Genomic DNA, 13535 nt, shown 5'->3' with positions numbered 1-13535 from the left:
TCCGCTGTCTTTGCGGCGCCTATTGCCCTTTTCGCCGGTCGGCGTCGAAATCACATCCCCAGCCAGAGCCGCAGCGGATGCGTCGAGTCCGCAAGCAGTCGGATAGCGAGCGCTATCGAGACGATGACGAGCAGCGGCTTGATGATCTTCGCGCCCTTTGCCATCGCATAGCGCGAGCCGACCTGCGCGCCGAGAAACTGGCCGACGCCCATCATCAGTCCGACCTTCCAGAGCACGACGCCGTAGAGAACGAAGACGACGAAGGCGCCGGCATTGGAGCCGAAATTTAGGAACTTCGTGTGGGCCGTCGCCTTGAGAATGCCGAAGCCGGCGAGCGTGACGAAGCCGAGCATGAAGAAGGAACCAGTGCCGGGGCCGAAGACCCCGTCATAGAGGCCGATCAGCGGTACGAAGGTGAGAGTAAACATGAAGCGCGTCATGCGGTGATGCCTTTCGACATCGCCGATATTCGGCTTGCAGCCGAAATAAATGGCGATGGCTATTAGCAAGAAGGGCAAGACGGCCTTTAGCGCGTCGGCGGGAACGACCGTCGCCAGCAGAGCGCCGAGAACGGCGCCGAGCGCCGACGTCACCGCCATCGGCAATTGCTCCACCAGATTCACATGGCCGTGCCGCGCATAGGCGATACTCGCCGAACCGGAGCCGAACAGCGATTGCAGCTTGTTCGTCCCGAGCGTTTCGAGCGGCGGAATGCCAGCAATCAGCATCGCGGGGATGGTGATCATGCCACCGCCGCCGGCGATCGCATCGATGAAACCGGCAATGAAGGCGGCGGCGAATAGGAAGAGCAGGATGTGAAAGGCGAGATCGGGCACGGAGGACTCGAATGGAAGGCAGCCAAATGTTTCCCGCCTTGTGTCAGACCCGGAGGCGAAATGCAAAGGATTGTCGGCCAGCGGAGCAGATCCGCTACGCCATCTACGACACGCGGATGACGCAATCCGGTTTGACCGTCTGGATACCCTTCGATAAAAATGACGGACATGCGACGGCGTCCGTGCACACGGACTGAAAGAGCGTCCGGTGCGGCCGACCCAGTTCGGGGGCTTGATCCGGTGCTGTCCAGACCGGTGTGGGGCATCTGCCCGGCCGCGCTTCGTATGGAACGCCGACCGCTGCACTGGGCCTTGGAACCGACATCCCTGCGCAGCAATCAACCGAGTCGCAGCTGGCGTGTCGATAGGGCCGCCGCTGTAGGGAGCCGCACCGTATGTCTTCGGCCGAGGGACCAGCCGTCACCATTGGAAAGTTCGTGCTGGGTCTCGGCTGCGAGCGCCACACGCCACCGGGGGAAGTGATCGCGCTTGCGGAACGGGCGCTGGCGGATGCGGGCGCCTGCGGGAGCGATCTCGCTCTCATCGTCTCCCTCGATACGCGTTCGGAGGAACCCGCCGTTCACGCCGCTGCGCAACACTTTGCCGTGCCGCTTCGCTTTTTTGACGCAGCAACGCTCGAGGCGGAGGCGGAGCGGTTGCAAAGCCCATCCGAGATCGTCTTCGCCCATACCGGCTGCCATGGCGTTGCGGAAGGGGCCGCGCTTGCCGGGGCTGGGCGGGATGCGGTCCTGATCGTGCCGAAGATCCGCTCGGCGCGCGCAACGGCGGCGATAGCCGGCGCCGTTTCCACTGCTTCGTTCGACCGGGAGTAAGAGACGATGACGGATACCTTATTTGCCGGCCTGCCTGAACTCCAACCGGGTACCGTCTGGCTTGTCGGGGCAGGCCCGGGCGACCCCGGTCTCTTGACCCTGCATGCGGCCAACGCGCTGCGCCAGGCGGACGTGATCGTTCACGATGCTCTGGTCAATGGCGACTGCCTGAAGCTGGCGAAAGCCGGCGCGACGCTTGAATTCGCGGGAAAGCGTGGCGGCAAGCCGTCGCCGAAGCAGCGCGACATTTCGCTCAGACTCGTCGAGCTTGCGCGCGCCGGGCTCAGGGTGTTGCGCCTCAAGGGCGGCGATCCTTTCGTCTTCGGCCGCGGCGGCGAGGAGGCGCTGACGCTCGTCGAGCATGGCATTCCGTTTCGCATCGTGCCGGGCATCACAGCCGGCATTGGTGGGCTCGCCTATGCCGGGATTCCCGTGACGCATCGCGAGGTCAATCATGCGGTCACCTTTCTAACCGGTCACGATTCGTCCGGCGTGGTGCCCGACCGGATCAATTGGGAGGGCGTCGCCAAGGGTTCGCCGGTGATCGTCATGTATATGGCAATGAAGCATATCGGCCAGATTTCGGCGAATCTCATCGGCGCCGGCCGATCGCCGGAGGAGCCGGTTGCCTTCGTCTGCAACGCCGCGACGCCGGAGCAGGTAGTGCTCGAGACCACGCTGTCGCGCGCAGAAGCCGATGTCGCGGCCTCCGGCCTCGAGCCGCCGGCGATCGTCGTCGTCGGCGAGGTCGTCCGCCTCCGCCCGTCACTCGACTGGCTCGGCGCGCTCAATGGTCGTGCACTGGTGGCCGACCCGTTTTCGAGCCGCATCCTTCGGAACCCGGCATGAGCGGCATTATGATTGCTGCTCCGAGCTCCGGCTCGGGCAAGACGACGGTCGCGCTCGGCCTGATGCGGGCGCTGAAGAAGCGCGGGGTCGCCATCGCACCGGGCAAGGCAGGGCCGGACTATATCGATCCAGCGTTTCACACGGCGGCAAGCGGCGAGCCCTGCCTCAACTATGATCCTTGGGCGATGCGGAGAGAACTGCTCCTCGCCAATGCGGCGGCGGCCACGGGAGACGGCTCTACGCTAATCGTCGAGGCGATGATGGGACTCTTCGACGGCGCGACCGATGGCACGGGGTCGCCAGCGGATCTTGCCGCGACGCTTGGGCTGGCCGTGATCCTCGTCGTCGATTGTGCCCGTCTCTCCCATTCGGTTGCGGCCCTGGTCCGCGGCTATGCCGATCATCGCGCCGATATCCGGCTCGCCGGCGTTATCCTCAACAGGGTCGGCAGCGACCGGCACGAGGCGATGCTCCGCGACGCCCTTCGGCGTGTCGACATCCCGATCTTCGGGGTGCTGCGTCAGGACAGCGCATTGAAGCTGCCGGAACGGCATCTGGGGCTCGTCCAGGCAGGCGAACACGGGACGCTCGAATCCTTCATCGACCATGCGGCCGTGCGCGTTGCGTCAGGTTGCGATCTTGACGCCATACTCGCCGCGGCGGCGGCGCCCTCGAAGCCGCGAACGATGCCCGCAGCCAGGGCGCTCAGGCCGCTCGGCCAGCGGATCGCTATCGCCCAAGATGTCGCTTTCGCCTTTTGCTACGAGCATCTGCTGTCCGGCTGGCGTGCGCAGGGGGCCGAACTCTCGTTCTTTTCGCCGCTGGACGACGAAGCGCCCGATGCGAGCGTCGATGCGGTCTATCTTCCCGGCGGCTATCCGGAATTGCATGTCGAGCGGCTTGCCGGTGCCTTGCATTTTCGCTCCGCAATGCGGCGTGCGGCCGAGCAGGGTACTCGGATCTTCGGGGAGTGCGGCGGCTACATGACGCTGGGCGAGGGGCTTGTCGCGGCCGACGGCAGGCGCTACGAGATGCTCGGTCTGCTGCCGCTCGTCACCAGTTTCGCAGAGCGCAAGCGGCACCTCGGGTATCGGCGCGTGGCGCCGCTCGACAACGCATTTTTCGATGGACCGATGACCGCGCACGAATTCCACTATGCGACCATCGTTTCGGAGGGGGCGGCCGAGCAGCTCTTCGCGGTCAAGGACGCCGCGGGTCTCGAGCTTGGCCGCGCAGGTCTTCGCCGGGGCAACGTCGCCGGTTCCTTCATGCATCTGATCGATCGTTCGGAATAACCATGACCGCTCCGATCATTCACGGTGGCGCAATCACGGAGGCTGCGGCTCGCTTCGGCGGCGCACCCGCCGACTGGCTCGACCTTTCGACCGGCATCAACCCGTGCCCGGCTGCGCTTCCTGAGATCGAAGCGCGCGTCTGGCAACGGCTGCCGGACCGGCATATCGAGGATGCGGCGCGCGCGGCGGCAAGCCGCTACTACCTAGCAGGTGGCGTGTTGCCACTGCCGGTCCCCGGCACGCAGGCGGTCATTCAACTGCTGCCCCAACTTGCGGATGTGGGGAAACGTGCCGCCATATTCGCGCCGACTTATGGCGAATATGCTCGTGTGCTGACGGCGGCCGGCTTCGCCCTGGATTTCATCGAGAGCGTCGAGGATCTCGCCAACCGGCACGGCCTCGCCGTGGTCGTCAATCCCAACAATCCGACCGGAAGGCTTTTCCCGCCGCAGGCGATCCTGGCCATGGCGAAGGCGATGAAGGCCCATGACGGCCTTCTCGTCGTCGACGAAGCATTCGGCGATCTCCAACCGGAGGCGAGCGTTGCGCCGCATGTGGGCGCCCACGACAACCTCGTCGTTTTTCGCTCCTTCGGCAAGTTCTTCGGCCTTGCCGGCCTGCGGCTGGGCTTCGTCGTCGCAGCCGAGCCGGTGCTGGAGGTTCTGCGGGAGCGCCTCGGCCCCTGGGCGGTTTCCGGTCCGGCACTCGCCGTTTCCGCGAAGCTGATGGAGAGTGATACGAGCCAGATCAAGGGCCGTATCCTTGAACGCAGGGCCGCGCTCGATTCGGTTCTGCGAAAGGCGGGGCTCCAAGTCGCCGGCGGCACGGGGCTCTTCGCGCTCGTCGTGCATGAGCGGGCAAACGATCTGCATGCGGCGCTTTGCGAAGCGCACATCCTGACGCGCAAGTTCGATTACAACCCGCGCTGGCTACGCATCGGCCTTTCGGCGGATGTAAACGGCGATCGTCGCCTTGCGGAAGCCTTGAACAGGGCAGGAGTCTAAGTGTCGGCCGAAATTTTCTCCATCCTCGTCATCGCCCTCTTGATCGACCGTCTCGTCGGCGATCCGGACTGGCTCTGGTCGCGCCTGACGCATCCGGTAGTGTTTTTCGGAAAGGCGATCGGCTTCTTCGACGACGCGCTTAACCGCGGTAAGGTCAGCGACGGCTGGCGGAAGATGCGGGGGCTCGCAGCGATCCTGATCCTGATCGCGGTCAGCATGGCCGTCGGAGTGGTGCTCAACCGGCTGTTCGATGTTCTCGGTTCCCTCGGTTTCGTCCTCGAGGCGATCACTGTTGCGGTGTTCCTCGCGCAGAAGAGCCTCGCCGACCACGTGATTCGGGTTGCCCGCGGCCTGCGTCGCGACGGGCTTTCCGGCGGTCGCGAGGCGGTGTCCATGATCGTCGGCCGCGATCCGAAGACGCTCGACGAGCCCGCCGTCTGCCGCGCGGCGATCGAGAGTCTTGCCGAGAATTTTTCCGACGGGGTCGTTGCGCCGGCTCTCTGGTATGCGCTCGGCGGGCTTCCCGGGCTGCTGGCCTACAAGATGCTGAACACCGCCGATTCAATGATCGGCCACAAGAGCCCGAAATATCTCCATTTCGGTTGGGCTTCGGCGCGGCTGGACGATATCGCCAACCTGCCGGCTGCTCGGCTTTCCGTCTTCCTCATTGCCGCCGGCGCCTATTTCAAACGGGGCGTCGAAGAGGGGCGGACCGCGATCGACGTCGCGCGACGCGACCATCACTTCCATCGCTCGCCCAATTCCGGCTGGCCCGAGGCTGCAATGGCGGGGGCGCTCGATCTCCAGCTTGCGGGGCCCAGGGTCTATGGCGGCGTAGCGGTGGACGAGCCGATGATCCACGGTTCAGGCCGAGCGGTCGCCAGCGCGGACGATATCGACGCCGCTGTTTCCGTTTTCTACTCCGCCTGTTCTGCGATGACCCTTGCCTTTGCCGCCCTGGCCTTGGCGTTCCTGGCTCTATAGCAACGCGGAAGGCGCGATGACCACTCACTGGTGGACCGGCCCGTCCGAACGCAAACCCCGCATCATCGCGCGTCGCGGCGGCGCGGCGCTTGCCACCGAGAACAGCATAGAAGCGCTGCACGCGGCGGCTCGAGCCGGGGCGGACGCCATCGAAACGGATGTTCGACTGACGAGGGACGGCGCTCTCGTTTGTTTCCACGACGTCGACCTCCGCCGGCTTTGCGGTGACCCGCGCGCCGTGGCCGATCTCGACCCTGCGACGTTGCGTCGACTGTTCCCGGCGCTAATGATGCTCGGCGAAGCGCTCGCGGCCAGCGGTTCACTGGGCGTCGTCTTGGATATCAAGCTCACCGACGAGCCGCAGATACCGCGCGTCATCGATGAAATCGTGCGCGCGAACGCGGTCGAGCGAACAATGCTCGGCCTGCGCGGTATCGATCTTATCGTTGCTGCCCGTGCCGCCCGGCCGGACATTGCGATTCTTGCCTTCCTGGAGGAGCCGGATTCCGCCACGGGGGCGCAAGAGGCAGGGGCGAACTGGTTCAGGCTCTGGCAGGGAGCTGCGACGGCCGAAGGCGCGGCCGTCATTCGTGAGACTGGAATGCGCCTTGCGGTGATGGTCGGTCAGCCGCGGTCGATGCCGTTGCCGGAGTATCTTCCATTTCCTGTCGGCGCAATCGATCGAGACGGGCTTGAAAGGCTGCATTCCATCGCCCCCGACGCGATTCTTCTCGACGATCCGCGTCTCGCTGCCGCCTGTTTCGAATAGCGGCTTGCTCGGCGCCGATCAGTCATGGATGTCCGCGGGGTGAGGATGCCGGTGCGCACTGGGCCGCTTTCATCCGGCCGCAGCCGTTCGGCAACAGCGTTTCTCAAATAGCGGTCGCAAAAGGCCGTGGGGCATTGGCTTTTGCGGTGCATTTTTCTATAGGGTTCGCCAAGACTCGATTTTTAAGAGGTATGCGCGTGACAGCTACATTCGACAAGGTTGCCGATATTATTGCGGAGACGAGCGAGATCGACCGCGAAACGATCAAGCCGGAAAGCCACACGATCGACGATCTCGGCATCGACAGTCTGGACTTCCTCGACATCGTCTTTGCGATCGACAAGGAATTCGGCATCAAGATTCCCCTGGAACAGTGGACCCAGGAAGTGAACGAGGGCAAGGTCTCGACCGAGGAATACTTCGTGCTGAAGAACCTCTGCGCCAAGATCGACGACCTGCGGGCCGCCAAAGCGGGATGAGGAAAAGTGTGAAGCGGTTTTCCGCCTGTATCCCGCTTCATCTATTTAGAGCCTAAGCGACCCTTCGCTGACACGGTTCGGTCCCTTTCCCGATGCCGCCTGTCGCGCCCCGCGCTTGACAGGCGGCATCGGCATTTTTACTTGAGCGCGAAACGAATGGGATGAGCCTTCATGCTGCTTGAATATTTCCAGATGATCGACCGGATCGAGATCGTCGATCTGGCGGCCGGGCGGCTTGTGGCGCGCTCGGTCGTGCCGGAGAAGAGTCCGGTGTTCGAGGGGCATTTTCCCGGCTATCCGCTGGTCCCGGGTGTGCTGCTAATCGAAACGATGGCGCAGGCTTCCGGCTTTCTGGTGCTCGCCGCCACGAAATTCGCCGCAATGCCGTTCCTGATATCAGTCGACGGTGCGAAGATGCGCAGCTTCGTCGAGCCGTCCGCCGAGCTTGAAATCGAGGCTCTGCTTGAACATGAGGGATCCGGCTTCGCCGTGACGAAGGCCAAGATTTCGTCGGGCGGCAAGAAGATATGCGATGCGCAGTTGAAGCTGAGGACGATTCCGTTCGACCAGGTGCCGCTCGGAGACATTGTCCGCAAACGTGCGGAAGAACTGGGACTCATGGCCGTGACGGCCGGTTCGGAGAAGTGAAGATGACGAAATCCGCTAACGATGTGGTGATCACCGGGGTCGGCATCGTGACGAGCCAGGGCGTCGGTGCCGAGCCGCATGTGGCGCTGCTCCGCGCGGCCGAACCGCCCAAGGTGCGGATCGAAATGGAGCGCTTCGCTCCCTATCCGGTCCACCCGCTGCCGGAAATCGACTGGTCGCAGCAGATCCCGAAGCGCGGCGACCAGCGGCAGATGGAGAACTGGCAGCGTCTTGGGGTTTTCGCCGCCGGCCTTGCGCTCGACGACGCCGGTCTCAAGGACAATCTCGATGCCTGCGGCAGCATGGATATGATCGTCGCGGCCGGAGGCGGCGAGCGCGACATCAATGTCGACTCGCTGATCGTCGACGAGGCCCTGAAGCGCAACGACCGCGAACGGCTTTTGAACGAAAAGCTGACGACGGAACTGCGCCCGACGCTCTTCCTGGCACAGCTTTCCAACCTGCTCGCCGGCAATATCTCCATCGTCCACAAGGTGACCGGCTCGTCGCGCACATTCATGGGTGAGGAGGCAGCAGGCATCTCCGCGATCGAAACGGCCTTCGCCCGCATCCAGGCCGGGCAGTCGACGCATACTTTGGTCGGCGGCGCTTTTTCGGCCGAGCGTCTCGATATCGTCCTGCTGATCGAGGCGATCCAGGGGCACGCACTCGGCGAATGGCAGCCGATCTGGTCGCGCAAGCCTGAGAACGGTGGCGGCATGATCCTCGGCTCCGTGGGCGCCTTCCTCGTCCTTGAATCGCGCGAATATGCAGAAGCCCGGGGCGCCCGGATCTATGCCACGATCGCGGCGATCGGCGGCGATCGCGGCGGCCGCGAGGACGGCCGGCTTGAGGCACGCCTCAGGGGCCTGGCGAAACCGGCGAGAGAGCTCGACCCGCAGTCGACCGTCATCTTCGCGGGCGCCAGCGGTTTCCATGATCTCACTCAACGCGAGAAGACGTTTCTCGAGACCGAGTTCGCCGGGCGGCCGGTGCGCGCCTATGGCGGTCTTGTCGGCCACGGCATCGAGGCGCAGTTCCCCGTCGGCATGGCCCTTGCCGCCCTTTCGCTCGGAAACGCAGCGAAGGTTCCGCCTTTCGATCCCGTTGCCGAGGCGCCCATGGGGGCGCCAGCCAAGGCGGCGATCGTCACAACCATCGGGCATGCCCGCGGCGAAGGCATCGCCGTGCTTGCCGCGGAATAAAGGAGCTCCGCATGAGCAAGGCTTATAAGGATCACCTCGGCCGTCCGATCGTCGCCGTCACGGGCATGGGCGTCATCACCTCGCTTGGCCAGGGGCTCGAAGACAATTGGGCAGCGCTCTCGGGCGGCGTTTCGGGCATTCACAAAATCAGCCGCTTCCCGACCGACAGCCTTTCCACGCGCATCAGCGGTACCGTCGACTTCATCGAGCTGCCGGCAGAGAACGCGGTCGAGCGCTCCTATGCGATGGCGCGCGAGACGACGCTGGAAGCACTGGCACAGGCCGGCATTTCCGGCGATTTCAACGGCCCGCTTTTCCTGGCGGCGCCGCCGATCGAGCCGGAATGGAGCGCCCGCTTCGAGCTCGCCGACCGCTCGCCGCCCTCCGAGCGGCCGGGCGACGCCTATAACCGCTTCCTCGCCGCCATGCGCGAGAAGGCGGACCCCGTCTTCCATGAGGCCGTGCTCTTCGGCTCGATCTCCGAGCGCCTTGCCGATCGCTTCGGCACGCGCGGGCTGCCGGTCACGCTCTCGACGGCCTGCGCCTCCGGCGCCACTGCAATCCAGCTCGGTGTCGAGGCAATCCGCCAGGGCCGCACCGACCGGGCGCTGACGGTCGCAACCGACGGTTCGGTAAGCGCCGAAGCGCTGATCCGCTTCTCCCTGCTCTCCGCACTTTCGACCCAGAACGATCCACCCGAAAAGGCGTCCAAGCCCTTCACCAAGGAGCGGGATGGCTTCGTGATCGCGGAAGGGGCGGCGACGCTGGTGCTTGAGTCGCTCGAAGCGGCGCTCGCCCGCGGCGCCCGCGTCTACGGCATCCTCAAGGGCTGCGGCGAAAAGGCCGATCTTTTCCATCGCACACGGTCATCTCCCGATGGTGGGCCGGCGATCGCGACAATCCGCGCGGCGCTCGCGGACGCCGGCATCGATGAGGGCGGTATCGGCTACATCAACGCCCACGGCACCTCGACGCCGGAAAACGACAAGATGGAATACCTGTCGATGTCGGCCGTCTTCGGCGAGCGGCTGCCGTCGATTCCGGTTTCCTCCAACAAATCGATGATCGGCCATACGCTGACGGCGGCCGGAGCGGTCGAGGCGGTCTTCTCGATCCAGACGATGCTTACCGGCACGCTGCCGCCGACCATCAACTACCAGAACCCGGACCCGGCCATCGTTCTCGACGTCGTGCCGAACGTGAGGCGCGACCAGCAGGTCACTGCGGTGCTGTCGAACTCCTTCGGCTTCGGTGGCCAGAACGCCAGCCTCGTCATGACCGCCGAGCCGGCCTGAGACGCGCAAACGCTCGAAAATAAAAAAAGGAAAGACCATGCGTGCCCTGCAACTGCTCGACGACCGCAAGCTGGAAACCACCGACATTCCTGAGCCGGAAGCGCCGGGCCCGGGTGAGGTGACGCTCCGGGTCAAGGCGGTTGCGCTCAACCATATCGACGTCTGGGGCTGGCGCGGCATGGCCTTTGCCAAGCGCAAGATGCCGCTCGTCATCGGAGCGGAGGCATCCGGCGTCGTCGAGAGCATCGGCCCCGGCGTCGCCAATGTTCTGCCGGGCCAACTCGTGTCGATCTACGGTGCGCGCACCTGCGGTCTCTGCCGCCCATGCAAGGAGGGCCGCGATAACCTCTGCGAACATGTCGGCGGCGTGCACGGCTTCCATCTGGATGGTTTCGCGCAGGAGAAGGTCAACCTGCCCGCCCGCCTGCTCGTTCCCGCACCTCCGGGCGTCGATGCGGTCGGTGCAGCGCTTGCTCCCGTCACCTTCGGCACGGTCGAGCACATGCTCTTCGACAATGCCAAGCTGGAACCCGGCGAGACGATCCTCGTCCACGCCGGCGGCTCCGGTATCGGCACAGCGGCGATCCAGCTTGCCAAGAAGATCGGCTGCACCGTCATCACCACCGTCGGCTCGGACGATAAAATCGAAAGGGCGAAGGCGCTCGGCGCCGATCACGTCATCAACTACCGCACCGATCGTTTCGAAGGCGTCGTACGTAAACTGACGAAGAAGAAGGGCGTCGATGTGGTTTTCGAACACGTCGGCAAGGATACCTGGGCCGGTTCGATGCTGTCGATGAAGCGGGGCGGACGTCTCGTCACCTGCGGCTCGACCTCCGGCGTTTCGACCGAAGTGAACCTGATGATGCTTTTTCAGCAGCAACTGAAGCTGCTCGGTTCCTTCGGCTGCCGCATGGAGAACATGGCCAACGCGATGCAGAAGATGGCGCGTGGCCTCGTTCATCCGGTGATCGACACAGAGGTCGGACTTTCCGATATCGACCGCGCGCTGGAGCGGATGGAATCGCGTCAGGTCTTCGGCAAGATCATCCTCAGGATGGATTGACCTCCGTGCGGATGCTGATCACACGGCTGGTGCTGGCGGCCGATCGCTTCAGGCAGTGGGTGATCGCGCAATTCGTTATTCTGCTTCTCACAGTGCTAAAGCTGTTTCCGGCGGACGGGGCGATCAACTTCATGGATCGCATCGCTCGCTGGATCGGTCCCAAGACGCGCCGCCACACGTTGACGCTTACCAATCTGCGCAATGCGTTCCCGGAAAAGAGCGAGGCGGAAATCCGGGAGATCGCGCTCGAAAGCTGGGGCAACATGGGCCGGCTTGCGGCCGAATATGTCTTTCTCGACCGTCTCTTCGATTTCGATCCCGAGCGCACGGAGCCGGGCAGGGTGGAGGTCTCCGGCATTCCGCTCTTCCTGGAATTGCGCGACAATCCGCGGCCGTTCATCGTCTTCACGGCCCATAGCGGCAATTTCGAAATGCTGCCGGTCGCGGGCTCGGCCTTCGGCCTGAATGTGACCGTGCTTTTCCGGCCGCCGAACAATCCGTATCTCGCCGACAAGGTCTTCGAGTTCCGCAAGGCGCGCATGGGCAACCTCGTGCCGTCGCATGCGGGCTCCTCCTTCGCACTCGCCCGCCAGCTTGAGCACGGCGGGGGCGTTGGCGTGCTCGTCGACCAGAAGTTCCGCAAGGGGCTGAAGACGAAGTTCTTCGGTCGGGATGTGCAGACCAACCCGCTGCTTGCCAAGCTCGTCCGCCAGTTCAACTGCGAGGTCTATCCGGCGCGCTGCATCCGCCTGCCCGGCGGGCGCTTTCGGCTGGAGCTGGAGCCAGCGGTCGAAATTCCGCGCCGGGCCGACGGCAGCGTCGACGTCAACGCTACGGCTCAGATGCTGAACGACAAGGTCGAAAGCTGGGTGCGCGAATATCCGGGCCAATGGCTCTGGTACCACGACCGCTGGAACATCAAGCGCAGCCTTTAACTGCCCCTTGTTTTGTGCATGTCGTTACCCCAAGACCGCCGCACGCTTTCGGGCGGCATGCATTGCAACGCCGATCTTCAACTTGAAGAGGTGCGGCGGTTTTTGCGTTCCTCCCGACTCGAAGGCGCGTTTCGGTGGTCCGAGCATTCGCACGACGCTTTGGCGGCGCGGATCCGCTGAGTTTTTCAAGCCCTTCCGCCGCTGCCGCCCGATGTCGTGGCTTCCGTAAACGTTTGAAGTCGGTCGCGCCGGCTTTCTTCTGTTGAACGGTGCTCTAATGGGTGTAAACTCATCGTTGTGCTCGGAGGGACGGCTGCAAGCGCTTTGGGTGAGGGGCGCGATGCGGTTTTGAGCGTGTTTTAAAGGGAGATTTCATCAAAAAGGGGATTGTTGCTACGGCACATTGTTTGTCTTGAAATGCATGGGCGCGGCCTAGCCGCGGGGAATGAGGCTTTTCGAATTGAACGAACTGATTGAGTTGTTCTGGTTCAAGTATTCACAGTTGCAATACGCAGTGAGGGTGGCGGACGAACATCTGATCGGTATTCTCGATCGTGAACTCGAGCCGATACTGAAGGCCGTTTACGACGAAAGGGCCGCGAGTGTCGAAGATGCCCGGCTCCAGTTTCAGTTTCTCATCGACATCTTGCGTATGGAGGCCGACGACGTCGCCTGCGTCCTGCGTCATTCGCAATTGCTTCAGTCGTTGATCGATCGCTATTTCGCCGCGACCCGTTCGACGGATCTCGCCGGGCTGGACCTAGAACGCGCGCCAAAATTCCCGAGCAAAGGGCGCGCCGACGAAGGCCTGCTCAACGAGGCGATCCTCGACTGCTTTCCCGACAGGATCGCGGTCATCACACCGGACTACCGTTATCTCTACACGAATCCGGTAAATGCGAGTCATCTCGACAGCCGGCCGATGGATCTCATAGGGCGGCACATCGTCGAATTCATCGGCCTCCAGCGTTTCGAGCAACGGGTGAAAGCCTATCTCGACCGCTGTTTTGCTGGTGAAGTGGTCGATTACACTTTCGCCAAGACAGTCGACTCCCGCACCGCGGTGGTACGCTGTCGCATGACGCCGTGCAGATCGAGCACCGGCAAGCTCATCGGCGCGATCCTCGTCATCCAGGAAAATGCCGACAGACGCAGGGCTATCGCGGCCTGATCGTCGCCGGCACCAAGGCGCGGCGAATAAAGGTTTGAGACGAGCGATCCCGACGAACGGAGCGGTGATAGAAAACCGCTCAAACTTTTCCTCAACCGCTCAAGCCGTGCGCCCGACACCGGGCGCACGGCTTTTCTGTGCGGAACTCCGCCGGAAATGTTAGACT

The 13535-nt window shown here is 63.6% G+C and carries 14 protein-coding genes; 13 read left to right on the top strand and 1 reads right to left on the bottom strand.

Annotation, left to right across the window (positions count from 1 at the left end; translation table 11 throughout):
- Positions 1 to 50: 50 nt before the first annotated feature.
- Positions 51 to 836, bottom strand: coding sequence for a TSUP family transporter (locus AYK65_RS09440; RefSeq protein ID WP_026613748.1), 786 nt, complete (start codon positions 834 to 836; stop codon positions 51 to 53).
- A 395-nt stretch (positions 837 to 1231) separates the two neighbouring features.
- Here AYK65_RS09440 and AYK65_RS09430 point away from each other — a divergent pair, with 395 nt between their 5' ends.
- The 13 genes from AYK65_RS09430 (at position 1232) to AYK65_RS09370 (ending at position 13369) form a co-directional block, all read left to right on the top strand.
- The gene (locus tag AYK65_RS09430; RefSeq protein WP_026613750.1) at positions 1232 to 1669 is read left to right on the top strand and encodes a cobalamin biosynthesis protein; all 438 of its coding nucleotides are present in this window, start codon (positions 1232 to 1234) and stop codon (positions 1667 to 1669) included.
- Positions 1670 to 1675: 6 nt separating this feature from the next.
- Positions 1676 to 2518, top strand: a complete 843-nt coding sequence (gene cobA, locus AYK65_RS09425) for a uroporphyrinogen-III C-methyltransferase (RefSeq protein ID WP_046120808.1) — start codon at positions 1676 to 1678, stop codon at positions 2516 to 2518.
- A complete protein-coding gene (locus AYK65_RS09420) occupies positions 2515 to 3813 on the top strand; it encodes a cobyrinic acid a,c-diamide synthase CobB (protein ID WP_046120809.1) in 1299 nt (432 codons plus the stop codon). The genes cobA and AYK65_RS09420 overlap by 4 nt, the downstream gene beginning before the upstream one ends.
- A 2-nt stretch (positions 3814 to 3815) precedes the next feature.
- Positions 3816 to 4817, top strand: coding sequence for a threonine-phosphate decarboxylase CobD (cobD, locus tag AYK65_RS09415; RefSeq protein ID WP_046120810.1), 1002 nt, complete (start codon positions 3816 to 3818; stop codon positions 4815 to 4817).
- Positions 4818 to 5801, top strand: coding sequence for an adenosylcobinamide-phosphate synthase CbiB (gene cbiB, locus AYK65_RS09410; RefSeq protein ID WP_081158224.1), 984 nt, complete (start codon positions 4818 to 4820; stop codon positions 5799 to 5801).
- Between the two features lie 16 nt (positions 5802 to 5817).
- Entirely contained in the window at positions 5818 to 6570 is a 753-nt protein-coding gene (locus AYK65_RS09405; protein ID WP_081158223.1) for a glycerophosphodiester phosphodiesterase, read from the top strand.
- Between the two features lie 191 nt (positions 6571 to 6761).
- On the top strand, positions 6762 to 7049 hold the full coding sequence (locus AYK65_RS09400) for an acyl carrier protein (RefSeq protein WP_139015633.1): 288 nt from the start codon (positions 6762 to 6764) through the stop codon (positions 7047 to 7049).
- 171 nt (positions 7050 to 7220) lie between these two features.
- On the top strand, positions 7221 to 7697 hold the full coding sequence (locus tag AYK65_RS09395; RefSeq protein ID WP_081158222.1) for a 3-hydroxyacyl-ACP dehydratase FabZ family protein: 477 nt from the start codon (positions 7221 to 7223) through the stop codon (positions 7695 to 7697).
- Between the two features lie 2 nt (positions 7698 to 7699).
- On the top strand, positions 7700 to 8902 hold the full coding sequence (locus AYK65_RS09390; RefSeq protein WP_081158221.1) for a beta-ketoacyl-ACP synthase: 1203 nt from the start codon (positions 7700 to 7702) through the stop codon (positions 8900 to 8902).
- A gap of 11 nt (positions 8903 to 8913) precedes the next feature.
- Positions 8914 to 10197 carry a beta-ketoacyl-ACP synthase gene (locus AYK65_RS09385; RefSeq protein ID WP_026613759.1) on the top strand — a complete coding sequence of 428 codons (1284 nt, stop codon included), beginning with the start codon at positions 8914 to 8916 and terminating at the stop codon, positions 10195 to 10197.
- A gap of 37 nt (positions 10198 to 10234) precedes the next feature.
- Positions 10235 to 11263, top strand: a complete 1029-nt coding sequence (locus tag AYK65_RS09380; RefSeq protein ID WP_026613760.1) for a zinc-binding dehydrogenase — start codon at positions 10235 to 10237, stop codon at positions 11261 to 11263.
- An 11-nt stretch (positions 11264 to 11274) separates the two neighbouring features.
- On the top strand, positions 11275 to 12198 hold the full coding sequence (locus AYK65_RS09375) for a lipid A biosynthesis lauroyl acyltransferase (protein ID WP_034885076.1): 924 nt from the start codon (positions 11275 to 11277) through the stop codon (positions 12196 to 12198).
- Between the two features lie 460 nt (positions 12199 to 12658).
- Entirely contained in the window at positions 12659 to 13369 is a 711-nt protein-coding gene (locus tag AYK65_RS09370) for a PAS domain-containing protein (protein ID WP_034885119.1), read from the top strand.
- Positions 13370 to 13535 lie beyond the last annotated feature (166 nt).

Origin of the sequence: Ensifer aridi, from assembly GCF_002078505.1 — a bacterium.
Taxonomy (GTDB): Bacteria; Pseudomonadota; Alphaproteobacteria; order Rhizobiales; family Rhizobiaceae; genus Sinorhizobium; species Sinorhizobium aridi.
The sequence above is the reverse complement of the archived record's forward strand: the minus strand, read 5'-3'. Positions and strand labels throughout refer to the sequence as shown.

Bases quoted from the DNA above. Each gene is read 5' to 3' on its own strand.
- AYK65_RS09405 (WP_081158223.1), top strand. From the start codon at position 5,818: ATGACCACTCACTGGTGGACCGGCCCGTCCGAACGCAAACCCCGCATC.
- AYK65_RS09375 (WP_034885076.1), top strand. From the start codon at position 11,275: ATGCTGATCACACGGCTGGTGCTGGCGGCCGATCGCTTCAGGCAGTGG.
- cobA (WP_046120808.1), top strand. From the start codon at position 1,676: ATGACGGATACCTTATTTGCCGGCCTGCCTGAACTCCAACCGGGTACC.
- AYK65_RS09395 (WP_081158222.1), top strand. From the start codon at position 7,221: ATGCTGCTTGAATATTTCCAGATGATCGACCGGATCGAGATCGTCGAT.
- AYK65_RS09400 (WP_139015633.1), top strand. From the start codon at position 6,762: ATGCGCGTGACAGCTACATTCGACAAGGTTGCCGATATTATTGCGGAG.
- AYK65_RS09385 (WP_026613759.1), top strand. From the start codon at position 8,914: ATGAGCAAGGCTTATAAGGATCACCTCGGCCGTCCGATCGTCGCCGTC.
- AYK65_RS09380 (WP_026613760.1), top strand. From the start codon at position 10,235: ATGCGTGCCCTGCAACTGCTCGACGACCGCAAGCTGGAAACCACCGAC.
- AYK65_RS09430 (WP_026613750.1), top strand. From the start codon at position 1,232: ATGTCTTCGGCCGAGGGACCAGCCGTCACCATTGGAAAGTTCGTGCTG.
- AYK65_RS09420 (WP_046120809.1), top strand. From the start codon at position 2,515: ATGAGCGGCATTATGATTGCTGCTCCGAGCTCCGGCTCGGGCAAGACG.
- AYK65_RS09390 (WP_081158221.1), top strand. From the start codon at position 7,700: ATGACGAAATCCGCTAACGATGTGGTGATCACCGGGGTCGGCATCGTG.
- cobD (WP_046120810.1), top strand. From the start codon at position 3,816: ATGACCGCTCCGATCATTCACGGTGGCGCAATCACGGAGGCTGCGGCT.